Raw genomic sequence first — 26,713 nt, forward strand, 5'->3', positions numbered from 1 at the left:
GCAACCGCTTCGGGATTCTTTAGGGTGGGGTCACGGTACGCAATCACCATCGCCAACAATAACGAGAGGGTGTATTCCATGATGCGCTTCCCGACCCGTAAACCGAACGCCTTCCACCTGCCCAGCCTCGCTGCCAAGGCCATGGCCGGTACGCTGGTGGCGCTGTCGTTGTCGACCCTGTCGCTGACGGCCTTCGCCGCCGACCTGCCCGAGATCGAAAGCCGCGGCTACCTGAGCGTGGCGACGGAGGACAACTACGCGCCGTTCAACTTCATCGAGGACGGCAACGCCAAGGGCTTCAACACCGACATGCTCGAGGAGCTGCGCAACTACGCCGACTTCGAGGTCCGCCAGGACATCCTGCCCTGGACCGGCCTGCTGGCCGCCGTCTCTACCGGCCAGTACGACATGGCGCTGACCGGCGCGTCGGTCTCCGATGAGCGCCTGCGGGTGTTCAACTACACCGCGCCCTACGCCTCCGCCCAGCACTTTGCGATTACGCGTACCGGCGACGACAGTATCGAGAGCGTTGCCGATCTGAGCGGCAAGACGCTCGGCGTACAGGCAGGCAGCGTGCTGCTGTCGCGGTTGCCGGAACTGAAGAAGATGCTCGAGGACGACGGCGGCGAGCTGGGCGAGGTGGTGCAGTACGAATCCTACCCCGAAGCCTTCGCCGATCTGGCCAATGGCCGTCTCGACTTCGTCATCGATTCAGCCGTGCCGGTCAACACCCTGGTCGCCTCCAAGCCGGACGTCTTCGCCAAGGGCCCGGCGGTTTCCGGTGCCGGCTACGTCTCCTGGCCGATTCCGAAGAACAGCCCGGAACTGCTCGAGTACATGAACGGCTTCCTCGATCACATGCGCGAGACCGGACGCCTGGCCGAACTGCAGGAAAAATGGTTCGGCGAGAGCTTCCCCGACCTGCCCACCGAGCCGCTGACCAGCGTCGATCAGTTCCACGAACTGGCCGGCCTGGACGACTGATCCCGGCTGCCTGACCCGTCACATCGCATGACGCGCCACATCGGTAGCGGCGCCGCGGACTCCACGCGGCGCCATTCCCATTCTCAGGCTTTCGGGAGCCGCCCATGAACGCCAGTGCCTGGCAAATGCTGCAGGAAGGCGCCTGGACGACCGTCTGGATCTCCGGCGTATCGATCGCCCTGGGGGTGACGGCCGGCCTGATCCTGGCCCTGATCCGCATCGCCCGCATTCCTGTCGTCGACCAGATTCTGGTTCTTTACATCAGCCTCGCCCGCGCCACGCCGCTGGTCACCCTGGCGCTGTTCATCTTCCTCAGCGCGCCGACCTTTGGACTCAACCTCGACCGCAACGTCGCCGGCATTCTGGCGCTGACGCTCAATACCACGGCGTTCAACGCCGAGATCTGGCGCAGCGCCTTCCGCAACTTCTCCCGCGAACAGCGCGAAGCGGCCATGGCCGCCGGCATGACGCCCTGGATCACCTTCCGGCGCATCATGCTGCCGCAGATGATGATCACGAGCCTCCCCGGCCTGATCAACGAGATGTCGTTTCTGATCAAGGGCAGCCCGGCGATCGCGGTGATCGGCATCGTCGATCTGACCCGCGTCACCAACCGAATTTCGGCCGTGACCTACGAGCCCCTGCCGCCGATTCTGGTCGCCTGCGCGCTCTACATGGCGGCGATCGGCTGTCTGGTCTGGCTGCAGCGAATCGCCGAACGCCGCGCCAACCGGCTGGCCACGTGAGAAAAGGACGGTGAGGAAGCGTCATGAGTAACTGGGAAATTCTGTGGAGCGCCCGCGATCAGTTCTGGAGCGGCTTCCTGAGCACGATGGAGATCTTCGGCCTGTCGGTCAGCGCCGCGTTCGTGATCGGCTGCGGGATGCTCTATCTGCTGGAGGGCAGCCGGCCCCGCCTGACCGTGCCGCTGCGGGTATTCATCGACGGCATGCGGATGCTGCCGTTTCTGATTCTGGCCTATCTGCTCTACTACGGTCTGCCGGCCTTCGATGTCCGGCTCGACGCCTGGTGGTCCGGCGTTGGTGCGCTCGCGGTCTACCACGGCTGCTATTTCGCCGAGATATTCCGCGGTGCGCGGCTGACCTTTCCTCCCGGCCAGGTCGAGGCGGCCAAGGCGCACGGCTTCACCAAGGGCAAGATGTTCTTCCGCCTGATCCTGCCGCAGATCGTGATGCAGACCCGGCCGCTGCTGGGCAATCAGTTGATCTATGCGCTCAAGGATACCGCCTTCCTGGTGATCATTACCGTGCGCGAGCTGACCGCCGCCGCCAACAGCCTGTCGGGCACCTATTTCATTCCCACCGAAGCCTTCATCGTGGTCATCGGCTTCTACTGGGCGGTCAGCGTGGTCATGGAAATCATCATCAAGCAATGTGGCCGCTTCAGCGCCAAACGGGGATTCGACCATGTTTGAGAAAAACGCGTCCGAGAAAGCCATGCCTGAAACCGCCGCCTCCCGGACGACCGCACCCGAGCAGATCGCGGTGTCGATCCGCCATCTCTCGAAGAGCTTCGACGGCGTCGAGGTCCTGCGCGACGTGGACCTGGAGGTGCGCGAGGGCGACGTGGTGACGATCCTGGGCTCTTCCGGCTCCGGCAAATCGACACTGCTGCGTTGCATCAACTGGCTGGAACAGCCCGACCGCGGCAGCATCCATATCGGCGGCCAGCGCATCGGCGTCAACGATGCAGGTCGGCCGATGCCGGTGCGCGAGCTGGCCAGGGTGCGCGCTCGCACCGGCATGGTGTTTCAGAGCTTCAACCTGTGGCCGCACCTCAACGTGCTGCACAACGTCACCGAAGCGCCGATCCACGTGCTCGGCAAATCGAAGGCCGAGGCCGAAGCCCACGCGCGGGAGCTGCTGGAGAAGGTGGGCATGTCGCCCAAGGCCGATGCCTACCCCAATACGCTCTCCGGCGGCCAGAAGCAGCGCGTGGCGATCGCCCGGGCGCTGGCCATGCAACCGCAGGTGATGCTGTTCGACGAACCGACCTCGGCGCTGGACCCGGAGCTTGTCGGCGAGGTGCTGTCGGTGATCAAGGATCTCTCCGCCGAGGGCTACACCATGGTCATCGTCACCCACGAGATGGCCTTCGCCCGCGCCGTCTCCGACCAGGTGGTGTTTCTGGAGAAGGGGTTGATCATCGAAAAGGCCGATCCGGAGACCTTCTTCACCAACCCCAGCACCGAGCGGGTACGCAAGTTCCTGGAGCGTGACGAAAGTTGAGCCGATGCCCGTGAAAGCGACTCGACAGCCGATGGCGAAAGTGCCAACAATGCGCAGACGTCATCATCTCGAGGAGCTGTCATGTCGATAACGGTTACGGTGCTGGACGACTATCAGGGATGCTGTGCCTTTCTCGACGCGGCCCACGAACTCGACGGCAGCGACGTGCGCCTGGACATCGAGCATCAGCATCTCGATGAAGACGCCCTGCCCGCCCGGCTGGCGGATAGCGACGCGATCATCCTGATTCGCGAGCGCACGTCATTGGCCCGCGAGCTGCTGATGCAGCTGCCGAGGCTCAAGCTGGTGGTCCAGACCGGGCGCCTCTCCTCGGCCATCGATATCGACGCCTGCGAGGAGCTGGGCATCGCCGTGCGCGATGGCGGCGGCTCGCCGATCGCGCCGGCGGAGCTCACCTGGCTTCTGATCATGGCGGGCTGCCGGCGTCTGGGCGGTTATCTCGCACGCCAGGCCGAGGGCGACTGGCAGCGCACCAACGAACGTCTGGAAGCGGAGTCGCTGGGCCACGCCGTTCACGGACGCACGCTGGGGATCTGGGGGCTGGGCAAGATCGGCGGCCGGGTCGCTGGCTACGCCCAGGCGTTCGGCATGGAAGTCGTCGCGCACGGAAGAGAGGGCAGCGCCGGGCGTGCCTTCGAGCTGGGCATGGCGTTCGAGCCCGATCGTCACGCCTTTCTCGCCCGCTGCGATGTGGTCAGCCTGCATCTCAAGCTCAACCGCGATACCCGCGGCATGATCACCCCGGCGGATCTGGCGGCGATGCGCGCCGATGCCCTGCTGGTCAACACCAGCCGCGCCGAGTTGATCCGCCCCGGCGCCCTGCTCGACGCGCTGGATGCCGGCCGCCCCGGCGCGGCGGCGCTGGACGTGTTCGAGAACGAGCCCGAGGGCGCCAGCGCTTATCAGGCCCACCCTCGCGTACTGGCGACACCGCATATCGGCTTCGTCGAGAAGGACACCTACGAGCTCTACTTTTCCACCGCCTTCCGTCAGGTTCGGGAGTTTTTCACCGCCTAGAACGCAAAACGACAACCCCGGCCGAAGCCGGCGTTGTCGTAGACGTAGACATATACGTAGACGTCGCCAAGGCTGGCGTTATTGCCTTGGCGCTACTGCCGCCCGAACAGGTGCTTGCGCGCCTCGTCGGTCATTTCCACATTGTTCTGCGGGTTGATCTCCTCGGCCTTCTCGTAGGCGCGAATGACCGCTTCGCGCTCGCCGACCCGCTCGAACCAGCGCTGCAGGCTGGGATAATCCTCCAGATCCTGGCCCTGCTTCTCGTAGGGCTTGATCCACGGCCAGATCGCCATGTCGGCGATGGAGTAGTCGTCGCCGGCGACGAAGTCGTTGTCGTCGAGCTGCTTGTCGAGCACGCGGTAGAGCCGCGAGGTCTCGTTGATATAGCGCTCGATGGCGTAATCGATCTTCTTCGGCGCGTAGTTGCGGAAGTGGTGGTTCTGGCCCGCCATCGGCCCCAGCCCGCCCATCTGCCAGTAGAGCCACTGCAGCACCCGATAGCGCTGGCGCCCGCTCTTGGGCAGAAACTTGCCGCTCTTGTCGGCGAGATATTCGAGAATCGCACCGGACTCGAACAGCGACAGCGGCTGGCCGCCGTCGGCCGGGGCGCGATCGACGATCGCGGGAATGCGGTTGTTGGGGGCGATCTCGAGAAACTCGGGCGCGAACTGCTCGCCCTTGCCGATATTGACCGGATGAATCCGGTAGTCGAGCCCCGCTTCCTCGAGAAAAAGCGTGATCTTGTGACCGTTGGGGGTCGTCCAGTAGTAGAGATCGATCATCACAGGCTCCTGTCGTGACGACCGGCGGTAAGCCGGATGCTGTCAGGATAGGCCTTGCGCCGGGCGACGTCTCGCTCGACATCGCCCGACACTCGACAAAAGCGGCGCTCAGTCGGCGAACGCCCCTTCGATATCGACGATCCGTGTCGCCTCGCGGCCGACACCGCCGTGCAGATCCAGCATGCGCTGGAACCAGGCGTAGACCGGATCGGCATTGGAGATCAGATCGGCAGCGGAGGTGACCCGCGCCCACATGAACGCGCCCACGACCAGGTAATCGGAAGCCCCGGCCTCGTCGCCTTCCAGAAACGGCGACTCTTCCAGCCGTCCGCGCATCGGCTCCAGCGCCTTGTCGAGCATCGACAGCCCCTGGCTCGGCGAATGCATCTCCTCGAGCGTGCGGCCGAACGCCTTTTCCCGGGTCGTGCGGAAATACTCGCGGTCATCGGGATGCACGGCGTTGAAGACGTCCATCAGGATGGTGCGCATGATGCCCGGCGCCAGCGAACGCTCGGCGTAGAACTTGAAGAAGCGCGCCCGCGCCTCGGCCACGCCATCCCCCAGCAGCGGCTTGTCCGGATAGACGCGATCGAGATAGCGGAAGATCTCGTAGCTATCGACCACCGTCTCGTCGCCATCCACCAGTACCGGCACCTTGGACTGGTCGGAGAACGAGATCGCTTCCTTGTCGGTGAACTTCCACGGCACGAAGTCGCACGCCAGCCCCTTGTGGGCCAGCGCATACTTGACCCGCCAGCAGTAGGGAGAGAATCGCAGGCGCTCGTCACGCCCGCACAGATCGAACATCTTGCGGCTCATGTCACACTCCTCGTCGAATACGGTTGTCACTGTTGCGATTCAAGCAGCATGTCCAAGGGAAGGTAAGCCGTCAAACCCTGCATGTGCGCTTTTTCGATCCGCCTGGATTCGGCAAAAATCGAAAACTGTTGCCATACTGTTACCGATAGCAGTCATACCGTGAGCCTGCGAGTCATCTTTTCAGGCAGGAACGCGGATGGTTTACCACCCAGATCCGTCACGAAGGAGTAGATCATGGGACGCCGACTCAAGGATGACGAGTTGCACGGCAAGCAGGGAAAGCACGACGCGCCAGGCGGCGGCTGGCAGTCGGTTCAGGCCACCGAATCGCATTTTCTGCGTGAGAAGGTGCCGTTCAAGGGCAACGGCCTGATGTTCAAGATCAACCACCCCGATGGCGGCTTCGAATGCCCCAGCTGCGCCTGGCCCAACCCGGAAAGGCCGGGCCCGGCGGAGTTCTGCGAGAACGGTGCCAAGGCCGTCGCCTGGGAGGCGACGGCTGCCCGCACCACGCCGGAGTTCTTTGCCGGCCATACCGTTTCGGAGCTGCGCGACTGGTCGGATCACGCTCTCGAGAAGCAGGGCCGGCTGACGCACCCGATGCGCTACAACGCGACCACCGACAAATACGATCCCATCGACTGGGACACCGCCTTTCGCGAGATCGGCGAGCGCGTGAAATCCTGCGACCCGAAACGGGTCGAGCTCTACACCTCGGGACGCACCTCCAACGAAGCGGCGTTCCTCTGGCAGCTCTACGGTCGCATGCTCGGCACGCACAACTTCCCCGACTGCTCCAACATGTGCCACGAGACCACCACCGTGGCCCTGCCCCAGAGCATCGGCGTGGGCAAGGCGACCACGGTGCTGGAGGATTTCGAACACGCCGACTGCATCTTCCTGTTTGGCCAGAATGCCGGCACCAACAGCCCGCGAATGATGGGCCTGCTGCACGAGGCGCGTCTGCGCGGCGCCGAAGTCGTCACGTTCAACCCGCTGCGCGAACGGGCGCTGGTCAAGTTCGCCAATCCGCAGACACCTCGGGACATGATGACCAATCACGGCGTGCCGATCAGTTCCCAGTATCATCAGGTGCGCATCGGCGGCGACATCGCCGCGATCCAGGGCATGTGCAAGCATATCCTCGTCACCGACGACGAGGCTCGCGCCAACGGCGGCAAGCCAGTCATCGATCACGATTTCATCGCCATGCACACCGACGGCTTCGCGGCGTTCGCTGACCACTGCCGCGCCCTGCCGTGGGAGCGGATCGAGCGGCACAGCGGCCTTACCCGAGCCGCGATCGAAGAAGCCGCCAACGCCTGGATCAAGGCCGAACGCGTGATCTGCTGCTGGGGCATGGGCATCACCCAGCACATTCGTGGCGGCGATAATGTCCACCAGATCCTCAACCTGCTGCTGATGGGCGGGCACATCGGCCGTCGCGGTGCCGGCGCCTGCCCGGTTCGCGGCCACTCCAACGTGCAGGGCGACCGCACCGTGGGAATCTTTCACAAGTCCGGCGAGGCGTTCCTGTCGAAAATGGACGAGGTATTCGGCATCGAGTGCCTGCGCGACCATGGCCACGACGTGGCGCTGTGCTGCGAAGCGATACTGCGCGACGAGGTGGACGCCTTCCTTGGTCTGGGCGGCAACTTCTTCCGGGCCGTTTCCGACCAGGCGCGGGTCGCCGCCCATGTGGGCAACATTCCGCTCACCGTACAGATCGCGACCAAGCTCAACCGCAGCCACCTGATTCACGGCAAATCGGCCTATCTGCTGCCGCCACTGGCGCGTACCGAGAAGGACATCCAGGCCGGCGTCGAACAGACCATCACCATCGAGGATGGCATGTGCAACGTTCAGGGCTCCAAGGGCGCGCTGGAGCCGGCATCGGAGCATCTGCGTTCCGAAATCGCCATCGTCGCCGGTCTCGGCAAGGCGACGTTTTTGCCCAATCCCAAGGTCGACTGGGAGTGGCTCGCCGAGGACTACGACCGTATCCGCGACAAGATCGAGGCGACCCAGCCGGAGACGTTTCACGACTTCAACCGGCGGCTGGCCGAGACAGGCGTGTTCCATCTCGACATCGCCGCCCGCGACCGGATCTGGAATACCGATTCCGGCAAGGCCCACTTCCTGTTCCCGCAGGATCACCTGACCGAGGATGAATCCGAACCGGGCGACGCTCATTTTCAGTTGTTGTCGATTCGCGGACACGACCAGTTCAATACAACGGTCTACTCGTTTGATGACCGCTATCGCGACATCTACGGCACCCGCATGGTGCTGATGATGAACCCCGCCGACATCGAGAAGCACGGTTTCGAAGCCGGCAACCGGGTCACGCTGAAGACGGTCAGCGATGATGGTATCGAACGCCAGGTCTCGGGATTCAGGATCATCGCTTACGACCTGCCCGAAAACTGTCTCGGCGCCTACTATCCGGAGGTCAACGACCTGATCCCCCTGGCCAGCCGGGACCGGCAGAGCAATACCATCGCCGGCAAGTCGATCCCCGTGACGGTCGCGTTGATGACCACCGAAGAGGTGGAAGCCGAGACGGGCATGCTCGCCACCGGTTAACCCATGCTCCGCTTCGTTTTCTCTCCCTTCCGTATCGCTATCGCCGCTTGCCCCCGGGCAGGCGGCGATGTCCATTAGTCGCATCGCAACGCCGCCCGCCTCCCTGCTTCCGCCCTGCCGCCAAGCGTTTAAGTTCTTTGATTTCAGTGGTTTGAAAGACAACCCTGATCCTGCTCTTCAATTGGTAAAACCAATTAACCACGATTGGCAGTAACACTTTCTCTGGTTATCTTCCGAGTCAGTCGCCGCGGGCCGGATATCGGAGGAGGCCGATATCCCGTTGGACAGGCGATAGACAGGCGCCATCGCTACCCAGCGACGGCCACCCTGGCGACAACCGACGCTCATAATAACGACTCAGGGGCTTTCGATATGGATCAAACGCTGCTCTCGTTGCTTGCCTTCCTGCCACTGGTGCTGGCGGGCGTCTTGCTGATCGGCTTCCGCATGGCGGCGCGTACGGCGATGCCGATCGTGTTCGTCGTCGCGGTGCTGATCGCGCTGCTGGCCTGGGACATGACCGGCACCCGCGTGCTGGCTTCCACGCTGCAGGGGCTGATCATGACCGTCTCGCTGCTGTGGATCATCTTCGGCGCGATCCTGCTGCTCAACACGCTGAAGCACTCTGGCGGCATCATGGCGATCCGCAATGGCTTCTCCGGCATCAGCCCGGACCGCCGCGTCCAGGCGTTGATCGTCGCCTGGCTGTTCGGCTGCTTCATCGAGGGTGCCTCCGGCTTCGGCACACCCGCCGCCGTGGCCGCGCCGCTGATGGTGGCGCTGGGCTTCCCGGCGCTGGCCGCGGTGGTCGTCGGGATGATGCTGCAGTCGACTCCGGTCTCGTTCGGCGCCGTGGGCACCCCGATCGTGGTCGGGGTTACCGGCGGCGTGAACCAGGCAGGGATCACCGAGCAGCTCACCGCCAACGGCTCGACCTGGGAAACCTATTTCCGCCTGATCACTTCCGAAGTCGTCATCACCCACGGCATCATCGGTGTGTTCATGCCGCTGATCCTGGTCATCGTGATGGTGCGCTTCTTCGGCGAGAACCGTTCCTGGAGCGAAGGGCTGTCGATCACGCCGTTCGCGCTGTTCGTCGGCGTCAGCTTCGTGGTGCCCTCGATGCTGGTCGGCGTGTTCCTGGGGCCGGAATTCCCGTCGCTGCTGGGCGGTCTGATCGGGCTGGCGATCGTGGTACCGGCGGCGCGCAAGGGTTTCCTGCTGCCCAAGGACACCTGGGATTTTCCGGAACGTTCGAAATGGCCGGCAGAGTGGCTGGGCAAGATCGAGATCAAGGTCGACGACGTGGCCGGCCGCGCGCCGATGTCCACCCTGCGCGGCTGGATGCCCTATGTCATCGTCGCGATTCTGCTGGTCATCTCGCGCACCGTGCCCTCGGTCAAGGCGGCGCTGTCGTCGATCAGCACCGGCTGGAGCAACATTCTCGGCGAGGCGGGCGTCTCCGGTAGCGTCGAATGGCTCTATCTGCCCGGCGGCATCATTCTGATCGCGGTGATCTGCACGATCTTCCTGCATCGCATGCGCGCGCCGCAGGTGAAGGCGGCCTTCGCCGAGTCTTCGAAGACCATTTTCGGCGCCGGCTTCGTGCTGCTGTTCACGATTCCGATGGTACGAATCCTGATCAACTCCGGCGTCAACGAGTCAGACCTGGTCTCGATGCCGGTCGCCATGGCGCAACTGGTGGCCGACGGCGTGGGCCACATCTATCCGCTGTTCGCGCCGGCGGTCGGCGCGCTCGGCGCCTTCATTGCCGGCTCCAACACCGTTTCCAACCTGATGCTGTCGGCCTTCCAGTTCAACGTGGCCGAAGTGCTGGGCGTCTCCACCGCGATGATGGTTTCGCTCCAGGCCGTGGGCGCCGCCGCAGGCAACATGATCGCGATCCACAACGTGGTGGCGGCCTCGGCGACCGTCGGCCTGCTCGGCCGGGAAGGCACGACACTGCGCAAGACGATCCTGCCGACGCTCTACTATTGCCTGTTCGCGGGCATCATCGGCCTGCTGACGTTCTATGTCTTCGGCTTCACCGACCCGCTCATGGACGGATGACGAGCACGACGACAAGGAAGAAAAAGGAGGGGAAATCACATCGGCTTCGCCCTCCTTCACGACTCCCGGTCATGGCCGGGAGTCGCTTTATCGATACCGTTTTGGTCTGACCATTTTCCAACTCGTTGGTCTTTTGGCTAATAGCCGACGCCGACGACCTTCCACAGAATGTCCGCATCACTAATGTGGAAAACGCTTCCATAAAATCGCTTCCTGAACCGTACCTGACCGACCGACGCCAAGGAGATGCCATGGAACTGCTGTACGATGAGCGCATTGATGGCGAGATCGCCAGCGTCGACAAGCCGGCACTGATGGCGGCGATCCTGGCGGTCGCCCCCCAGCTGACGCTGCTCGATCGCGAAGAGGATCTGCGCCCGTTCGAGTGCGACGGGTTGTCGGCCTATCGCGTGCTGCCGATGCTGGTGGCCATGCCGACATCGCTGGCCGAGGTCGAGGGGTTGATGCGGGTCTGCTACGAGCACGCCGTACCCGTGGTGACACGTGGCGCCGGCACCGGCCTCTCCGGCGGTGCGTTGCCGTTGGAAAAAGGCGTGCTGCTGGTGATGTCGCGCTTCAACAAGATCCTGAGCGTCGATGCCGATGCCCGCATCGCCCGTGTCCAGCCCGGCGTGCGCAATCTGGCGATCAGCGAGGCGGCCGCACCCTACGGTCTATATTATGCCCCCGATCCCTCGTCGCAGATCGCCTGCTCGATCGGCGGTAACGTCGCCGAGAACGCCGGCGGCGTCCACTGCCTGAAATACGGCCTCACCGTCCACAACGTGCTGAGCGTGGATATCGTCACCATCGAAGGCGAGCGCATGACGCTGGGCGGTGAGTCGCTGGATACGCCGGGCTACGATCTGCTGGCGCTGTTCATGGGGTCGGAAGGCATGCTGGGCGTGATCACCGAAGTGACGGTACGGCTGCTGCCCAAGCCGGAAGTCGCCAAGGTGCTGATGGCCTGCTTCGACGACGTCGAACGGGCCGGCAAGGCGGTGGGCGATATCATCGCTGCCGGCTGCATCCCCGGTGGCCTCGAAATGATGGACAACCTGGCGATTCGCGCCGCGGAAGATTTCATTCATGCCGGCTATCCCGTCGAGGCCCAGGCGATCCTGCTATGCGAGCTCGATGGTGTCGAAGCCGACGTGCAGGCCGACTGCGACCGGGTTCGCGATCTGCTGGAAGCGGCTGGCGCCACCCAGATCCAGCTCGCCCGCGACGACGCCGAGCGCCAGCTGTTCTGGGCCGGGCGCAAGGCCGCCTTCCCTGCCGTGGGCCGGATGTCGCCGGACTACTACTGTATCGACGGCACGATCCCGCGGCGTGAACTGCCACGCGTGCTCAAAGGCATCAATGATCTCTCCGCCCACTACGGGCTGCGGGTGGCCAACGTCTTCCACGCCGGCGACGGCAACCTGCATCCGCTGATCCTGTTCGACGCCAACCAGCCGGGCGAGCTCGAGACCACCGAAACGCTCGGCGGCAAGATTCTCGAGCTGTGCGTCGAAGCGGGTGGCAGCATCACCGGCGAGCACGGCGTCGGTCGCGAGAAGCTCAACCAGATGTGTACCCAGTTCGCCGCCGACGAGATCACCTTGTTCCACGCGGTGAAGTCCGCCTTCGACGAGAAGCGGCTGCTCAACCCCGGCAAGAACATTCCGACGCTGGCCCGCTGTGCGGAGTTCGGCGCGATGCATGTCCACCACGGTGAGCTGCCGCACCCCGAGCTGCCCCGGTTCTAAGGAAACACTGAATAAATCGGCGAGCAGGATGAAGCGTAAGGCGCACGGAGCGCAGGAACCGGAGCCTATGGGGTATAGGTGAGGATTCCGACCGGGCTGGCGCTCCAGCACCGCGCAACGTAGCGATTCGCCTGCGCAGACATTTATGCAGTGTTTCCCTAACGGTCAAGGGCAAGGAGACATTTATGACCCACTTGCAGGATCAGCAGCCGGAATACACGCCGCCGGCCGAGCCAGGCGCCACGCCGGCGCCTGGCAATGACGATAGCGCAGCCCTGTGCGAGCAGGTTGCGCGCGCCCAGGCCGAGCGGTCCACGCTGCGCATCGTCGGCGGCGACACCAAGGCGTTCCATGGCCGCCGTGTCGACGCCACCCAGTCACTTTCCACCACCGGTCACCATGGCATCGTCCACTACGATCCAGTGGAGCTGGTCGTCACCGTACGCGCCGGCACGCGGCTGCGCGATCTCGAACGGGCGCTCGCCGACAACGGTCAGCGCCTCGCCTTCGAACCGCCCTACTTCGGCGACAACGCCACCGTAGGCGGCATGGTCGCCTCCGGGCTTTCCGGCCCCCGGCGCCCGTGGGTAGGCGCGGTGCGCGATTTCGTGCTCGGCGTTCGCGTCATTACCTTCGAAGGCAAGCTGCTGCGCTTCGGCGGCGAGGTGATGAAAAACGTCGCCGGCTACGATCTCTCCCGCTTGATGGTCGGTGCCCAGGGCACGCTCGGCGTGCTGACCGAGGTCTCGTTCAAGGTACTGCCGCTGCCTCAGGCAAGCGCCTGCCTGCGGCTCGAACTGCCACTGCCCGACGCGCTCGACCGGCTGGCGGCGTGGGGGCGCGAGCCGCTGCCGATCACCGGCGCCGCCCACGATGGCGAGGCGCTGCACGTACGCCTCGAAGGCGGCGAAGGCTCGGTGTCGGCCACGCGTCAGCGCCTCGGCGGCGAGTCGGACGCGCCCCTGTTCTGGTCGCAGTTGCGGGAGCTGCGCCTGCCCTTCTTCGACGGGGCTTTCGACGACGCGGCCGACAGGACCCTGTGGCGTCTGTCGTTGCCGGCGCTCGCCCGCACGCCGGCGCTCGATGGCGACTGGTTCATCGACTGGGGCGGTGCCCAGCGCTGGCTGCAAAGCCCGGCAGGAAACGCCGCGGAAGGGCAGGATCTGCATCATGATGTTGCCATCCGCGAAGCCGCCATCGCGGCCGGCGGTCACGCCACGCGCTTCACGCCGAACGGTGGCGAGGATTCACCCTTCACCCCGCTGCCGCCGGTACTGGCCAAATATCATCGCCAGCTCAAGCAGCGCCTCGATCCCCAGGCGATTTTCAATCCCGGTCGGCTCTATGCCGAGTGGTGAGGAGACCTTTATCCCATGCAGACCCATTTCTCCGAAACCGCACGCGCCAAGCCCCAGATTCTCGAGGCCGATCGCATTCTGCGCACCTGTGTGCATTGCGGCTTCTGCAACGCCACCTGCCCGACCTATCAGTTGCTGGGCGATGAGCGCGATGGCCCTCGCGGGCGCATCTATCTGATGAAGGAACTGCTGGAGAGCGACGAGGGCGACGAGCAGATCACCCAAGAGACCCAGCTGCATCTCGACCGCTGCCTGAGCTGCCGCAGCTGCGAAACGACCTGCCCTTCCGGCGTCGAATATCACAAGCTGCTGGATATCGGCCGCGCCGAAGTCGACCGCCGGGTCGGACGCCGGCCCAGCGAGCGCGCCATGCGTCTGGGGCTGCGCACGGCTCTGGTCGAGCCCGGACGCTTCAAGGCGTTGCTGGCCCTGGGTCAGACTTTTCGTCCACTGGTGCCGCACGACCTGCGCGACAAGATCCCCGCACGCGTGCCGCATCGCCAGCACCGCCCGGACCCCGCCCGACACACCCGCCAGATGCTGATTCTGGAAGGCTGTGTCCAGCCCGGGCTGGCGCCCAATACCAACGATGCCGCCGCCCGGGTGCTCGACCGGCTGGGGATTGGTACCAGATCGGCTCGGGAAGCGGGCTGTTGCGGCGCCATCGATTTTCATCTCAACGCCCAGCAGGCCGGCCGCGAGCGCATGCGCGCCAATATCGATGCCTGGTGGCCCCTGATCGAAGGCGTGGACGAAAGCGGGGGCGAGAGCGGGAAAGCCGGCGTGGAAGCGATCGTCCAGACCGCCAGCGGCTGCGGCGCCTTCGTCAAGGAGTATGGCGAGATGCTGGCAGACGATCCCGAGTATGCCGTCAAGGCCAAGCGCGTCAGCGAGCTGGCCAAGGATCTGGTCGAGATTCTGCGGGAGGAAGACCTCGAAGCGCTGGGCGCGGCTCATCCATCAGCGCGCCTGGCATTTCACTGCCCCTGCACGCTACAACATGCGCAGAAGCTGGGGGGCGCCGTCGAAAGCGTGCTCACACGGCTGGGATTCTCGCTCGCGCCGGTTCAGGACGCGCACCTCTGCTGCGGCTCCGCCGGCACCTACTCGATCACCCAACCGACGCTGGCCAAGCGCCTGCGCGACAACAAGATGGATGCACTGGAAGCCCAGTCGCCGGATACCATCGTTACCGCCAACATCGGCTGTCAGAGCCATCTCAACGGTGCCGGGCGTACGCCGGTACGCCACTGGATCGAGCTGGTGGACGAACTACTGGCAACCGCGGAAACCGACCAGAGCGCGATTCCCCCTCGGCAAGCTGGCGCGAGGAATTGAAGCGCCTCCCATCATGAACATGCATCATCTTCTTTTCGACAGGAGCACGACCATGCAGACCAAAGCCTCACTCGAACTCAACGACGTCAACGCCATTCTGGATGCCGCGCAGACCGAAGCCGAAGCGCAGGGCTGGGCGGTCACCATCGCCGTCGCCGATGATGGCGGCCACCTGCTCGGCCTGCGTCGGATGAACGGCGCCGCACCGTTCAGTGCCGGCGTCGCCACCGAGAAGGCGCGCAACGCGGCGATCGGCCGCAAGGAGACCCAGGTCTTCGAGGAGATGATCAACAATGGCCGCACCGCCTTCGTGACCGCGCCGATGACCGCGCTGCTCTCCGGCGGTGTCCCGGTCATCCACGACGGTCACGTGATCGGCAGTGTCGGCGTCTCCGGCGTCAAACCGGACCAGGACGTGCAAGTCGCGAAAGCCGGCGTGAAAGCCATCGGTTAACGCTTCCTGGGCGGGCCGCCCTTCCCCCGGTTCGCGGGCTTGCCGCCACGGCCCTTGCCCGCAGGCTTGGCGCCCGTCTTTCCCCTGGCGTCGGGCTTGCCGCCATTGGCCGCCCGCGCCTTGGATCGAGGTTTCCCGCCGGTACTGTTTTTCGGGCCGGTCTTCGGGCTGGAAGACGCCTTCCCGCCGGCTGCCTTCCTGCCGTTCGACGTCGACTTGCCCGCCGCCTTGCCCACCTTGGTCTTGGCGCCGGACCGGGTCGACGGCTGGCCTCTGCCGGCAGGCGTTCTTGCCTTGCCGGCGTTCGAGCGCGAGCGGGGCTTGGCGGCCGGCTTCTCCGACGCGCCGTCGGACTGCGCCGTCAGAGCGACGATGGTATCGATCTCTTTTGGCGTCAGGTCCCGCCAGTCACCCAGCGCCAAACCCTTGAGCGAGACGTTCATGATCCGGGTACGAATCAGTTGGGTGACGTCGTAGCCGAAGTATTCGCACATGCGCCGTATCTGGCGATTGAGCCCCTGCACCAGCGTGATGGTGAACACGAACGTCGATTCCCTGCGCACCTGGCAGCGCTTGGTCATCTGGCCAAGGATCGGCACGCCGTTCTGCATGCCTTCGACGAATTCGTCGGTGATCGGCTTGTCGACCGTCACCCGATACTCTTTTTCGTGGTGATTGTTGGCGCGCAGAATCTTGTTGACCAGATCGCCGTTGTTGGTCAGAAAGATCAGCCCCTGCGAATCCTTGTCGAGCCGGCCGATCGGGAAAATGCGCGCCCCGTGTTTCACGAACTCGACGATATTGTCCTTCTCGCTGGATTCGGTCGTGCTGACGATCCCCACCGGCTTGTTCAGCGCGATCAGGATCAGATCCTCCTCTTCCTGAGGCTCGATCTCCTGGCCGTTGACCTTGACCCGATCCCCCGCCACCACCTGATCCCCCGTGGTGGCCCGGCGGCCGTTGATCCACACGTTGCCCTGCTCCACGAAGCGATCGGCTTCGCGGCGAGAACACATCCCGCTTTCGCTGATGTACTTGTTGATGCGGGTAGATTTGCGTAACGACATAAAGGACCGTCTAGCCAAGGAAGAATGGGCCGGCATCTCGCCAGCGCTGCCGAGCGGTACCGGGCCGTGGAACCGGAAACGACGCATCCGGATAGTTTGACGCCTCTTCCCCGGAGTGGAAACCGGTCATTCCCGAAAGGCGACGGGCAGGCGAGGAAAGTCGAGCCGATAGCCAACCGAATCTTGCCCTCCTGTCTTCCTTACCCTGCCACGCCCAACCCTGCGGCTTCATGCCGATAAAGTTCTACCAGAGAGAATCTAGTAACCACTGGCAATATCCTTTAGTCGCAATTCGGCGTCTGGCAATTGACCCCGACGCACAGACGGCTTTAATTTCCTTCATCGAAACAGGTTCTACAAAAGAGAATAACGGAGACGCCATGAAATCGTTGTCCTTGAAACCAGCCGCGCTCTGTGTCGCGCTCACGCTGGCGGCACTGCCTCTGGTGACGCAAGCGGCCGGCCCGAGCGGCAAGATCGACTGTATCGCCCCCGCCAACCCCGGCGGCGGCTGGGATTTCACCTGCCGCAGCGTGGGCCAGGTACTGAGTGAAATCGCTGCCATCGATGGCAGCGTCCAGACCACCAACATGCCGGGCGCCAGCGGTGGCGTCGCGTTCTCCCACGTCGTCACCAAGCGGGCCGGTCAGAATGACGTCATCGTCTCGGCGTCGACATCGACCACCACTCGCCTGGCCCAGCATCAGTTTCCCGGCCTGAACGCCGACATGGTCAACTGGGCGGGCACGGTCGGTGCCGACTACGGCGTGATCGCAGTGAGCAAGGACTCGCCCTATCAGAGCCTCGAGGAACTCCTCGACGCAATGGAGGAAAACCCCTCCAGCGTGAGTTTCGCCGGCGGCAGTGCCAGTGGCGGCTGGGATCATCTCAAGGTGCTGATGATGGCGCGGGCCGACGGCATCAAGGCGCTGAACAAGATCAAGTACCTGCCGTTCGACGGCGGTGGCGAGGCGATGACCCAGGTCGTCGGCGGTCATATCGACGCCTTCTCCGGCGACGCCTCCGAGACGCTGGGCTTCGTCGAATCCGGTGATCTCCGTATTCTCGCCGTTCTTGCCGACGGGCGACTGCCCGGCGCGCTCAGCGACTTCCCCACCGCCAAGGAGCAGGGCGTGGATGTCGAAGGCATCAACTGGCGCGGTTTCTACCTACCGCCGAAGCTCTCCGACGAGGACGTGGCCTGGTGGGAAGACGCGCTGCACCAGGTTTACGAAAGCCAGGAGTGGAAGGACGTCATGCAGCAGAACGGGCTGATCCCGTTCGATCGCAGCGGAGCAGAATTCAAGGCGTACGTGGAGCAGCAGATCGCCGATATCGAGGATATCTCCAAGGAAGTGGGCCTGATCCAGTAGGCTTGTTGGCCGCCAAGAAAGACAACCGCGCCGGACGACTCGCTCAAGAGCCGCCCGGCGCGTTCGTTCCGTTTTGACGATCGTTCCGTTTTGACGATCGTTCCGATTTGGCGACTGGACTCGATGACTCCAGGCGGCGGTGTCAGGCAGTGCGCAGCGAACGCGGCCACTGCCGCTCGAGGCGCGGCGCGTACTGCGTCAGCAGAGGCACGTGACGATCCTTCGCCGCCTGGTTGAATCTCTCGCTGGGCCCGGACAGCGCCAGCGCCCCCATCAACTCGCCCTCGCCGTTGTAGATGCCGATGGCCGCCGCCGACAGGCCGGCCTGTCGCTCTCCGCTCGATACCGCTACCTGGCCTCGAGGCGTCTCGTAATTGAGCACCCGGCCAGCCGCGCCGCGTCCCAGAGGCAGCCTGACGCCCTCTTCCAGGTGATGGCGCACTTCCAGCCGCCCGTTCTCGCGCAGACGGCAGATCCGGTGGTCACCGTCGCGCACATAGAAGGAGGCGGTCTCCTCGCTGGCATCGCGCAGCGACTCCAGGATCGGCCTTACCAGATTCTCGAGTTGCGGCCCCTCGCCCGCCAGCGGCGCCAGGCGCGACACCGCCGGCCCGATCCGATAGATACCCCGCTCGTCACGGGTGACATATCCGAAGTGTTCCAGCGAGGCCATCAGCCGCAGGATGGTGCTCTTGTAGAACCCTGTCGCATTGGCCAGTTCGGTCAACGAAAACTCGCGCCGCTCCTGGGAGAACGCTTCGAGTAGGGTCAGCGCTCGCTCGACGGCTTCGACACGCCGCTGGGCCATAGGACGCTCCTTGGTTTCTGGTGATCGTAGTTTGGATTACTGGATAGCCTGGATTACTGGACAGTCTGGATTACTGGACAGTCTGGATTACTGGCTAGTTTGGATTACTGGTGCAGCTTGGACTAATGGCGAATGTTGCGACAGGCAAAACGGTATTGCAACTCACCCCGGCGAACAATATTCTCTCTAAAAGAATAGGTTTCATCAGGAGGAATGATGTCGTCGCCATTGACCGGTTACCGGGTACTCGATCTGACCAATGTGCTGGCCGGGCCGTTCTGCTGCCACCAGCTTGCCCATCTCGGCGCCGAGGTGATCAAGGTCGAACGCCCCCAGGGAGGCGATCTCGCTCGCCAGCTCGGCGCGGACCCTGACCTGAACCGCGAGCTGATGGGCGTTTCCTTTCTCGCCCAGAATGCCGGCAAGCGCTCGGTGGCGCTGGATCTCAAGCAGCCGGACGACCGCGATGCCTTTCTCGAACTGGTCGCGACCGCCGATGTCGTGGTGGAGAACTTCCGCCCCGGCGTCATGGAGCGCCTCGGGCTCGGTTTCGAGACGTTGCGCCAGGCCAATCCCGAGCTGGTCTACTGCGCGATTTCCGGCTTCGGCCAGGACGGCCCGCTGGCGAACTATCCGGCCTACGACCAGATCATCCAGGGCATGGCTGGCGTGATGAGCATCACCGGCGCGCCGGAAAACGCGCCCTATCGGGTCGGCTATCCGCTGGCCGACACCGTCGGCGGCCTGACCGCGGCGATGGCGATCAACGCGGCTCTGGCCGAACGGCCGCGCAAGGCGCATTTCGTCGACATCTCGATGCTCGAATCCGTGCTCGCCACCATGGGCTGGGCGGTATCCAACCTGCTCGTCGCCGGCAAGCCGCCGCAGCCGCTGGGCAACGACAACGTCACCGCCAGCCCGTCCGGCACCTTCGCGACCGCCGATGGCCTGATCAACATCGCCGCCAACAAGCAGGAGCAGTTCGAGGCGATCTGCCACCTGCTCGAGCATCCGGAATGGCTGGCCGACGCCCGCTTCGCCCAGCGCCAGGCGCGGCTGGACAATCGCCGGGCACTGAGCGACTGCATCGAAGCGGTATTGAAGCGGGAAACGACCGAATACTGGTGGCCAAGGCTGGTCGACGCCGGCATTCCGGCCGGCCCTGTCTACAGCGTCGCCGAAGCGCTGGCACACCCGCAGGTTCGCGATCGAGGGCTGATCGAGCGTTTCGAGACCTCCCCGATCGGCCGGCCGCTGGAAGTGGTCAGCGGCGGCTATCGCTTCGACGGCCAGGCGCCCCGCGTCGCGTCCCCCCCACCGCGCCTGGGTCAGGACAACGCCACCTTGCTACCGGCGCACGCCGCCAACGACGAATAACGGAGAACCCCATGACCGACACTCGCTCGCCCGACTACCAGGCCCAGCAGTGGTGGAAGACCGACATCATCGACATGCGCCCCGGCGAGATCCGCTATCGCGGCTATCCCATCGAGGAGCTGATCGGCAACGTCGGGTTCGCCGACATGGTGTGGCTGATGACCCGTGGCGAACTGCCCACCCGGCCACAATCCACCCTGCTGGAAGCGGCACTGATGAGTGCCGTCGACCACGGCCCCCAGGCACCGAGCATCGCCATCGCGCGGATGGCGGTGACCTGCGGCAGCAGCCTCAACAACGCCATGGCCTCCGCCGTCAACGTGCTCGATGACGTTCACGGCGGCGCCGGCGAGCAGGCCGTCGAGCTGTACCGTTCGATTCAGGAACGCCAGGCCGGCGGAGCGGAACTGGCAACCGCCGTTCAGGAAGGCATCGCCGAATGGCAGCGCAGCCGGACGAAGATCATCCCCGGCTTCGGCCATCGCTTCCATCCCGTCGATCCTCGCGGACCGCGACTGCTGCAGCTGGTGGAAGAAGCCGCCGGGCGCGGCGAGGTTGAAGGCGGCTTCGTCGCCATCGCCCGCGAGGTCGAACGTCAGCTGATCGCCATGAAAGGCAAGCCGATCCCGCTCAACATCGATGGCGCCACCGCCGTGATCTACGCCGAACTGGGCTTCCCCGCCCCGCTGGCACGCGGCCTGTTTTGTCTTTCGCGCTCGGTGGGCATTCTCGCCCACGCCTGGGAACAGCAGTGCCAGGGCGGACGCAACAAAGGACCGATGCCCAAGGGCTGGCTATGGCCCTACGGCGGCCCGGCCAAGCGCCCGGTGCCGAAAAGGGGACGGCCCTGAAATCGCACCATTTTTCTGCACAAGTTCGAAGCAGCACTCCGTGACCAGCATACAAAATCAGAGAGGCACTCATGAACGCCAAGCTCACTCTACGTTCCTTTATGGCCGCTGCCGTTGCCGTCAGTCTGTCTACTGCGATTGCGCATGCGGACGATCTCGTCGTCAGCGCCACTTCGCAAACGTCCGACGATTACGCCCTGGCAGTCGCCTGGTCGAATACATTGGCCAAGCAGAGCGATGACAACCGCCTGACCGTCGTCGACAACGGCAGCGTCAATGGCCTGCGACAACTGGCGGCTGGCAGGCTGGACATCGCCGTCATCGGCGCCCCCCACTATCTGGACGCCGTCAACAAACGTGGAAACTTCAGCGAAGATCCCGATCGGCTGACCGAGGCCTATGCCAACCTGAAGAGCCTGTTCGCCATCAGCACGAGCGCCGGCCAGTATGTCGTGCGGGAGGATAGCGGTATTGAGTCCTTCGCCGATCTCGAGGGGCACAGCCTCGCCATCGGCCGCCCTGGCGGTAATGCCGGTCGTGTCAGCAGCGCCTTCCTCGAAGCGTATGATCTGCGCCCCGGAGAAGATGTCGATACGCAGTACATCGACTACACCGACGCCTTCAATCAAATGTCGAATGGTCGTCTGGACGGCACTTTCGTCTGGGGCGGACTGCCGCAAGCGGCCATCGACAATGCCTCCCGCACCATGAAACTGCGTTTCATCTCACCAGATGACGCCCATATGGAGGCGTTTCGGGAACATATTACGGCGGGGGAGCATTATCGTCTGAAAGCGATTTCACAACAGGACATCACCGAGGCCTACGAAAATCGTGTCTCTTCGGGCGACACGAACAACTTCTGGAGCTTCCCCTACATGTTCGTCGTCAGCGGCGATATGGACGACGACACTGCCTACGATCTGACGAAAACGCTATGGGAAAACCTGGACGCCATCAAGCAGACCAGCGCCGCCCTCAACTTGCTGCGACTTGACGAGGCGACGATGGGCCTGACTGCCGATCTGCATCCCGGCGCGGCACGTTATTTCCGAGAAATCGGATTGATCGAATAACGTTCACGGGAAAGCAAGATGTCACAAATAACGTCATCCGCACCGGGGCGGCCTCTCGAGAAGTTCGGCCTGGCCGCGTGCGCCGGGCTCACGCTGTTCATCATCTGGACGACGCTCGGCGTACGCTATCCGGCCCAGATCATGTATGGCATCGCCTTGCTGTTGGGCTTGATCGCGACTTTCGCGCTGAAGCCTGGCCCGCTGGCCAAGCGTGCTCCCGTATTGGACCAAGGTCTCAGTGCCGTATTGATACTGCTGGCGCTTGCCACCAGCGGATACTACCTCGTCGAGTACGATGCCATTGCCGCTTACCGCGAAGGGCTCCCCAACCAGTGGGACATGCTCTGCTATGGCGTCGGTACGCTTTTGGTACTGGAAGCGGCAAGGCGAGTCGAAGGCTGGACACTAGTCGCGATCACTGGTGGCGCCCTTGTCTATCTCGTGTGGGGACACTACCTGCCGGGGGCTATCGGCCATCGCAAACTGTGGTTCGACCAGGTTCTCGAGGTCAGCTACAGCTATCAAGGTATCTATGGCATCGCCCTCGGCGCGGTAGTGGATGTCGTACTCATGTTCGTCATTCTCGGCGCGGCATTGCGCCATACCGGCGCCGGAGATTTCTTCAACTTCCTGGCGCTACGCCTCGCCAAGGGTCGGCGTTCCGGTGCCGCACAAGCAGCCATCATTGGGTCGGCGTTGTTCGGCTCGGTCAATGGTTCGGCACCGGCCAATGTCATGTCGACCGGGGTGCTGACCATTCCGATGATGAAGCGTGCCGGCTATCAGCCGCGGTTCGCGGGTGCAGTCGAGGCCGTCGCTTCCTGCTCGGGCCAGTTGATGCCGCCCATCAGGGCGTCGGTGCTTTCATAATGGCTGAGGTCACGGGCATTCCCTACCCCACCATCGTGCTGGCGGCGGTCATTCCTGCATTTCTCTATCTGCTCGCGCTGTCGGCCGCCGTGGCCTTCGAGGCCGGCCGGCTGAACCTGGCTCCCGAAGACACCGGGAATGAACCGTTCGATACGCGACGGCGTTCCCAGGGCTTCGTGCTCGTTGCAGGCTTCGCGACATTGATCGGGCTGCTGCTGGCGGGCTACTCACCGACCTGGTGCGGTATGTCGGCTGCAGTCGTCGTGATGATCGTCGCCATGCTGCTGCCCGGTACGCGTCTGGACGTCCGAGGCTGGACTTCCGTCATCATCGATGGGGGCCGCGACGGGCTTGCCGTGCTTATCTCCTGCGCCGCCATCGGTATCGTCATCGGTGCCGTCAATGTCACCGGCCTCGGTGTCACGCTGAACCAGGCCATCGTCAGCCTTGGTGAAGGCAATCTACTGCTGGCGCTCATTCTGGCCGCTTTCTGCTCCATTCTGCTGGGCATGGGACTACCGACGGCAGCCTCTTACCTCATGGTGATCTTCGTTGCCGGACCGGCGATCCTCGACCTAGGTGTCGACAAGCTCCAGACACACCTCTTCGTGTTCTATTACGCCGTGCTCTCGGCGATCACTCCGCCGGTGGCGCTTGCGGTTTTCGCCGCCGCCGCCATTACCGGTGCTCCCACGCTCAGTATTGCCATGAGTGCCCTGCGTCTTTCCCTGGTCGCCTTCCTGCTGCCGTTTGCCTGGGTCTATCATCCCGAGATTAATCTGGAAGCCGTGAGCTGGGCGACGCTACCGGCACTGCTGGCAACGGTCCTCATGATGATACTAGCCACCATTGGCATCAGCGCTGCCAACGTGGGTCACTATCGGCGGTCATTGAATCCCGTTGAGCGTTTGATCATGGCGATGGCCGGTATCGTCGCCCTCACCCAAGGGCTACTGCTATCGGTAGTCGCATCGCTGGTCATCGTTGCCCTGATGCTCCATGCCCGCGGCGGCTTTCATTCATTGTCCTCCAGGAAATCTGTTTCATGAGCCTTTATCCGCCGCCCGAGACGCGATGGTGCGATGTCTACACATCCATTCCCGAGCACTTGAAGCGATACGATGCGCCATCCGAGTGGATCTCCGCCAACAAGCCGGGGCAATCGATTCCCAGTTTTCTGGAGGGACCTGTCTTCGACGATGCCGGCAACCTGTTCGTCACCGATATCCCACACGGTCGTATATTCAGGATCGACGGACGAGGCGAGTGGAAAGTCGTCGCCGATTACGATGGCTGGCCTAATGGCATGCGTTTCGGCCCCGATGGCCAACTATGGATTGCTGACTACCGACACGGATTGATGACGCTCGCCCCTTCTGGTGGCGAACCACAACCCTTCCTCACCCACGTGGGTAGCGAGCGGTTCAAAGGTATCAATGATCTGTTCTTCGATAGCCGTGGCCAACTCTACTTCACCGACCAGGGTCAGACCGGCCTGCAGGATCCCTCGGGGCGCGTCTATCGCTACGAACCGGCAACACAGCGCCTGGAGCGCTTGATCGACAACGGTATTAGTCCCAATGGGCTCGTCACGGATCTGGAAGAGAAAGCCCTTTTCGTCGCTATGACCCGAGGCAATGGGGTGTGGCGAGTACCACTGAAAGACAAAGGTCCAGCCGGAAAGGTAGGAATGTTCGTTCAGCTCGCCGGCGGCGTGTCCGGTGCCGATGGCCTGGCGCTGGACGAGGCCGGCAACCTGTTCGTCTGTGATGCGGGCAACGGCTGCGTTTGGGTTTTCGATCAGCACGGAGTTCCCCTCTGGCGACTCCGATCGCCGACAGCAGGCCGCACTCTGACCAATCTGGCCTTCGGCGGCCCGGACCGCAAACGTCTCTACATGACCGAATCAGCGACGGGGTCCATTCTTACGATCGACATGGAAATCCCCGGGCGAGCGCTGACGTACTCGTCTTTTTAAACCTCGTGGAACTCGCGCCCGGCCCTGGTCTCTGCAATGACTCCCGTGCGAATCACGAAGTCGCCGAAGGGCTCTCCAGGTTCACGCTCGGCGGCGTAGCGCTGGATCAGCGGTGTCAGCGCCTCGAGGATGGTCGCTTCATTGATGTTCTCGCGGTAGAGCTTGTTCAGCCGTTGGCCGCTGAAGCCGCCGCCGAGGTAGAGGTTGTAGTGCCCCGGCGCCTTGCCGACGAAGCCGATCTCGGCGAGATACGGTCGCGCGCAGCCGTTGGGGCAGCCGGTCATCCGCACGATGATGGCATCGTCGGCGAGCCCGGCTTCGCGCATCACGGCTTCGAGCTTGTCGATCAGCGATGGTAGGTAACGCTCGCTTTCCGCCATTGCCAGTCCGCAGGTCGGGAATGCCACGCAGGCCATGGCGTTGCGTCGTAGCGGCGAGGTCTCCGAGACTAGCCGATGACGATCCAGCAGTGCATTGATGGCTTCGCGGCGGGACTCGTCGACCTGGGTGATGATCACGTTCTGATTGGTGGTGAGCACAAGATCGCCGTCATGCTGCTCGGCGATCTCCCGCAGGCCGGTGCGCAGCTGCGGGCCATCCGGGAAGTCGGCGAGGCGCCCGTTCTGGACGAACAGGCCATAGTGCCAGCGGCCGTCGTCCCCTTGCACCCAGCCCAGCCGATCGCCGTTGCTTTCGAAGTGGTACTCGCGCGCCGGCGCCAGTGGTTCGCCCAGGTGCTGCTCCACATCCAACTTGAACGCGTCGAGTCCCATCTCCTCGACGGTATATTTCAATCGTGCCTGCTTGCGGTCGCGGCGATTGCCGTTATCGCGCTGCACCAGCATGATCGCTTCCGCCACGGCCGGCACCGCTTCCGGCGTGCAGTAGCCGATGGGATCGGAAAGCCGCGGGAAGGTCGTCGGCTCGCCATGGGTCATGCCCATGCCGCCGCCGATACAGACGGTAAAGCCGTGAAGCTCTCCGTCGACCACGTCGGCAATGAAGCCGACGTCGTGGGCGAACAGATCGACATCGTTTTCCGGCGGGATCGCCAGCGCCACCTTGAACTTGCGCGGCAGGTAATGGCGGGTATAGAGCGGCTCCTTGGGATCGAGCGGCTGCGAATCGCCCTCTGCCGCCGTATCCGTGCGCTCCTCGGCGCCCCCGGCCACGCGCTCCTCGCCCAGAAAGATCTCGTGATAGGCCCGGGTGCGAGGCAACAGGCGAGTGCTGATCTCGTGACTCAGCTCGTAGACCCGGCGGTGCACCGCCGAGCGGTGCGGGTTGGCGGTACAGATCACGTTGCGATTGACGTCGCCGCAGGCGGCGATGGTATCCACCATCGCCTGATGGATCGTCTGCAGGTGCGGACGCAGGTTCTCCTTGAGCACGCCGTGGTACTGGAACGTCTGGCGGGTCGTGATCCGCAGCGTGCCGTTGGCGTAGCGTGAAGCGACGTCGTCGAGGGTCCTCCACTGTGCGGGCGTCACCAGCCCGCCGGGCAGGCGCAACCGCACCATGAAGCTGTAGAGCGGTTCGAGCTTCTGATGCCGACGCTCGTCGCGCAGGTCGCGGTCGTCCTGCTGGTAGAAGCCGTGGAACTTGGTCAGTTGGGTATCGCTCTCGGCGACGGCGCCAGTGGCGCGATCCGCCATCCCTTCCTCGAGCGAGCCCCGCAGGTAATCGCTTTCCACCTTGAGTCGCTCGTTGGGATGCAGTTCGTCCCAGGATACGTCACGTAGTTTGGCGATGATGTCCATGTCAGCCTCCTCTACTGGAGCTAGATGTCGTATCTATTTGATCGTCGTACCGCAATCGCAGAAAACTGATCGAACGAAGGCCAGACTAGGCAAAAATCGGCGCTCACACGGAGTTAACGTGGTC

The 26,713-nt window shown here is 63.7% G+C and carries 23 protein-coding genes; 18 read left to right on the top strand and 5 right to left on the bottom strand.

Annotated elements, in window-relative coordinates; translation table 11 throughout:
* Positions 1-78 precede the first annotated feature (78 nt).
* From DOM32_RS05710 to DOM32_RS05730, 5 genes are all read left to right on the top strand, one after another.
* Positions 79-984 carry a transporter substrate-binding domain-containing protein gene (locus DOM32_RS05710; protein ID WP_244179817.1) on the top strand — a complete coding sequence of 302 codons (906 nt, stop codon included), beginning with the start codon at positions 79-81 and terminating at the stop codon, positions 982-984.
* 104 nt (positions 985-1,088) lie between these two features.
* A complete protein-coding gene (locus DOM32_RS05715) occupies positions 1,089-1,730 on the top strand; it encodes an amino acid ABC transporter permease (protein WP_110632093.1) in 642 nt (213 codons plus the stop codon).
* Between the two features lie 23 nt (positions 1,731-1,753).
* Positions 1,754-2,419 carry an amino acid ABC transporter permease gene (locus DOM32_RS05720; RefSeq protein WP_110632096.1) on the top strand — a complete coding sequence of 222 codons (666 nt, stop codon included), beginning with the start codon at positions 1,754-1,756 and terminating at the stop codon, positions 2,417-2,419.
* 22 nt (positions 2,420-2,441) lie between these two features.
* A complete protein-coding gene (locus DOM32_RS05725; RefSeq protein ID WP_110632414.1) occupies positions 2,442-3,233 on the top strand; it encodes an amino acid ABC transporter ATP-binding protein in 792 nt (263 codons plus the stop codon).
* A gap of 81 nt (positions 3,234-3,314) precedes the next feature.
* Entirely contained in the window at positions 3,315-4,271 is a 957-nt protein-coding gene (locus DOM32_RS05730; protein WP_244179818.1) for a D-2-hydroxyacid dehydrogenase family protein, read from the top strand.
* Between the two features lie 92 nt (positions 4,272-4,363).
* Here the strand turns inward: DOM32_RS05730 and DOM32_RS05735 are convergent, their stop codons facing one another.
* Together DOM32_RS05735 and DOM32_RS05740 are read right to left on the bottom strand one after the other, a co-directional pair.
* Positions 4,364-5,053: a glutathione binding-like protein gene (locus tag DOM32_RS05735; RefSeq protein ID WP_071231698.1), complete on the bottom strand. Its 690-nt coding sequence runs from the start codon at positions 5,051-5,053 to the stop codon at positions 4,364-4,366.
* A 108-nt stretch (positions 5,054-5,161) separates the two neighbouring features.
* Positions 5,162-5,872 carry a glutathione S-transferase N-terminal domain-containing protein gene (locus DOM32_RS05740; RefSeq protein ID WP_110632099.1) on the bottom strand — a complete coding sequence of 237 codons (711 nt, stop codon included), beginning with the start codon at positions 5,870-5,872 and terminating at the stop codon, positions 5,162-5,164.
* Between the two features lie 234 nt (positions 5,873-6,106).
* Between DOM32_RS05740 and DOM32_RS05745 the strand changes: the two genes are divergently transcribed.
* The 6 genes from DOM32_RS05745 (at position 6,107) to DOM32_RS05770 (ending at position 15,429) form a co-directional block, all read left to right on the top strand.
* Positions 6,107-8,458: an FdhF/YdeP family oxidoreductase gene (locus DOM32_RS05745; protein ID WP_110632102.1), complete on the top strand. Its 2,352-nt coding sequence runs from the start codon at positions 6,107-6,109 to the stop codon at positions 8,456-8,458.
* Positions 8,459-8,830: 372 nt separating this feature from the next.
* Positions 8,831-10,528 (top strand): L-lactate permease, encoded by a 1,698-nt coding sequence (locus DOM32_RS05750; protein ID WP_110632105.1) that lies wholly within the window; start codon positions 8,831-8,833, stop codon positions 10,526-10,528.
* A gap of 251 nt (positions 10,529-10,779) precedes the next feature.
* Entirely contained in the window at positions 10,780-12,279 is a 1,500-nt protein-coding gene (glcD, locus tag DOM32_RS05755) for a glycolate oxidase subunit GlcD (RefSeq protein WP_071231693.1), read from the top strand.
* A 185-nt stretch (positions 12,280-12,464) separates the two neighbouring features.
* Positions 12,465-13,637 (top strand): glycolate oxidase subunit GlcE, encoded by a 1,173-nt coding sequence (gene glcE / locus DOM32_RS05760; protein ID WP_083387320.1) that lies wholly within the window; start codon positions 12,465-12,467, stop codon positions 13,635-13,637.
* A 15-nt stretch (positions 13,638-13,652) separates the two neighbouring features.
* Positions 13,653-14,975, top strand: coding sequence for a glycolate oxidase subunit GlcF (gene glcF, locus DOM32_RS05765; RefSeq protein ID WP_110632108.1), 1,323 nt, complete (start codon positions 13,653-13,655; stop codon positions 14,973-14,975).
* Positions 14,976-15,027: 52 nt separating this feature from the next.
* Positions 15,028-15,429: a GlcG/HbpS family heme-binding protein gene (locus tag DOM32_RS05770; protein WP_071231691.1), complete on the top strand. Its 402-nt coding sequence runs from the start codon at positions 15,028-15,030 to the stop codon at positions 15,427-15,429.
* Here the strand turns inward: DOM32_RS05770 and rluF are convergent.
* Positions 15,426-16,496, bottom strand: coding sequence for a 23S rRNA pseudouridine(2604) synthase RluF (rluF, locus tag DOM32_RS05775; protein WP_110632111.1), 1,071 nt, complete (start codon positions 16,494-16,496; stop codon positions 15,426-15,428). The genes DOM32_RS05770 and rluF overlap by 4 nt on opposite strands.
* Before the next feature lie 380 nt (positions 16,497-16,876).
* Here rluF and DOM32_RS05780 point away from each other — a divergent pair, with 380 nt between their 5' ends.
* Complete coding sequence (locus DOM32_RS05780) at positions 16,877-17,869, top strand: Bug family tripartite tricarboxylate transporter substrate binding protein (RefSeq protein WP_071231689.1); 993 nt, start codon at positions 16,877-16,879, stop codon at positions 17,867-17,869.
* A 142-nt stretch (positions 17,870-18,011) separates the two neighbouring features.
* Here the strand turns inward: DOM32_RS05780 and DOM32_RS05785 are convergent, their stop codons facing one another.
* The gene (locus DOM32_RS05785) at positions 18,012-18,677 is read right to left on the bottom strand and encodes an IclR family transcriptional regulator (protein ID WP_071231688.1); all 666 of its coding nucleotides are present in this window, start codon (positions 18,675-18,677) and stop codon (positions 18,012-18,014) included.
* Between the two features lie 216 nt (positions 18,678-18,893).
* Between DOM32_RS05785 and DOM32_RS05790 the strand changes: the two genes are divergently transcribed.
* The 6 genes from DOM32_RS05790 (at position 18,894) to DOM32_RS05815 (ending at position 24,829) form a co-directional block, all read left to right on the top strand.
* Complete coding sequence (locus DOM32_RS05790) at positions 18,894-20,054, top strand: CaiB/BaiF CoA transferase family protein (protein WP_208625316.1); 1,161 nt, start codon at positions 18,894-18,896, stop codon at positions 20,052-20,054.
* 11 nt (positions 20,055-20,065) lie between these two features.
* Positions 20,066-20,905, top strand: coding sequence for a citryl-CoA lyase (locus DOM32_RS05795; RefSeq protein ID WP_110632117.1), 840 nt, complete (start codon positions 20,066-20,068; stop codon positions 20,903-20,905).
* A gap of 71 nt (positions 20,906-20,976) precedes the next feature.
* Positions 20,977-21,981 carry a TAXI family TRAP transporter solute-binding subunit gene (locus tag DOM32_RS05800; protein WP_110632120.1) on the top strand — a complete coding sequence of 335 codons (1,005 nt, stop codon included), beginning with the start codon at positions 20,977-20,979 and terminating at the stop codon, positions 21,979-21,981.
* Between the two features lie 18 nt (positions 21,982-21,999).
* Positions 22,000-22,851, top strand: coding sequence for a TRAP transporter large permease subunit (locus tag DOM32_RS18215; RefSeq protein WP_110632123.1), 852 nt, complete (start codon positions 22,000-22,002; stop codon positions 22,849-22,851).
* Positions 22,851-23,900, top strand: coding sequence for a TRAP transporter large permease subunit (locus tag DOM32_RS05810; protein ID WP_110632126.1), 1,050 nt, complete (start codon positions 22,851-22,853; stop codon positions 23,898-23,900). The genes DOM32_RS18215 and DOM32_RS05810 overlap by 1 nt, the downstream gene beginning before the upstream one ends.
* The gene (locus DOM32_RS05815) at positions 23,897-24,829 is read left to right on the top strand and encodes an SMP-30/gluconolactonase/LRE family protein (RefSeq protein ID WP_110632129.1); all 933 of its coding nucleotides are present in this window, start codon (positions 23,897-23,899) and stop codon (positions 24,827-24,829) included. The genes DOM32_RS05810 and DOM32_RS05815 overlap by 4 nt, the downstream gene beginning before the upstream one ends.
* Here the strand turns inward: DOM32_RS05815 and DOM32_RS05820 are convergent.
* A complete protein-coding gene (locus DOM32_RS05820) occupies positions 24,826-26,589 on the bottom strand; it encodes an NADPH-dependent assimilatory sulfite reductase hemoprotein subunit (RefSeq protein ID WP_110632132.1) in 1,764 nt (587 codons plus the stop codon). The genes DOM32_RS05815 and DOM32_RS05820 overlap by 4 nt on opposite strands.
* Positions 26,590-26,713 lie beyond the last annotated feature (124 nt).

The organism is Salinicola salarius (assembly GCF_003206135.1).
Classification (GTDB): domain Bacteria; phylum Pseudomonadota; class Gammaproteobacteria; order Pseudomonadales; family Halomonadaceae; genus Salinicola; species Salinicola salarius.